This is a genomic window from Streptomyces sp. WELS2 (assembly GCF_013870595.1).
Taxonomy (GTDB): Bacteria; Actinomycetota; Actinomycetes; order Streptomycetales; family Streptomycetaceae; genus Streptomyces.
Window position 1 is genome coordinate 1 of record NZ_JACBWZ010001341.1, and the last position, 1078, is coordinate 1078.

Annotated in this window: 1 protein-coding gene; it reads right to left on the reverse strand. The window is 76.0% G+C overall.

All coding sequences use genetic code 11. The annotated features are described in order from the left end of the window. Window positions 1-743 (reverse strand): NAD-dependent epimerase/dehydratase family protein (locus tag H5J33_RS36210; RefSeq protein ID WP_181798906.1); only part of this gene is annotated, 743 nt, incomplete at its 3' end. Window positions 744-1078: the final 335 nt, after the last annotated feature.

The window sequence follows — 1078 nt, forward strand, 5'->3', positions numbered from 1 at the left end:
TCGTGGAGGGCACCGCCGTATCCGGCGACGCGCGCGAGCACGGCGGCGGCGTCTCTGAGGCGGACGGCGCGGCCGGAGCCGATGTTGATCACTCCTTGCGCGGCGGAGAGCGAGGCGGCGTGCACGGCCCGGGCGACATCGCGTACGTCGACGAAGTCGCGCTGGACGCCGAGGCCGCCGAGCTTGAGTTCGCCGTCGCCGGACTGCATGGCGCGGCGCATGGCCTCGGCGAGCCGGCCGAGCGGGGAGCCGGCCGGGGTACCGGGCCCGGCCGGTGAGAAGACGCGCAGGACGACCGCGTCCAGGCCGGAACCGAGGACCAGTTCCGTCGCGGCGAGCTTGCTGACGCCGTAGGGGCCGCCGGGGCGCGGTACGGCGTCCTCGGGCGTGGAGGAGCCGGGCTGGCTGGGGCCGTACTCGGAGCCGCAGCCGATCTGGACCAGGCGGGCGCCGCAGCCGCTGCGGCGCAGCGCCTCGCAGACGGTGGCCACGGCGACGGTGTTGTGCCGGATGAGTTCGCGGGCGCCGCCGCGGGTCGCGCCGGCGCAGTTGACGACGACTCCGGGGTGGACCGCGTCCAGGAAGCGGGTGAGCGCGCCCGGGCTGCCGGTGGCGAGGTCGAAGCGGACGTCGGCGTCGTCGCCGCGGCCGAGCGCGGTGAGCTGGACGGCCGGGTCGGCGAGCAGGCGGTCGGCGACGAAGCGGCCGATGAATCCGTTGGCTCCGATCAGCAGGACCCTCATCGGGCGGCTCCCGGGGTGTGCGCGCCGGTGGTACCGGCCGTTTCGACGGCTCGTGCGGCTGCTCCGGACGCTCCGGCGGTTCCGGTGGCTCCGGACGCTCCGGGTCGGGAGGTGGTCATCTGGTGTTCTCCTTCGGAGGGATGGTGCGAACGCCTGCGGCGAGTGGCCGGGCCGGCGGGCGGGAGATCTACTCGGGTGCTCCCGTGGGAGCGTGGGCCGAGGCCCGGGTGAGGGTGCGGCCGGCGTGCCACAGCAGGGCCGGCGCCGCGGTACCGCAGGCGAGGACCGGTACGGCGGCCTCGCCCCCGATGTCCACGAGGGTCTGGACCGGGACC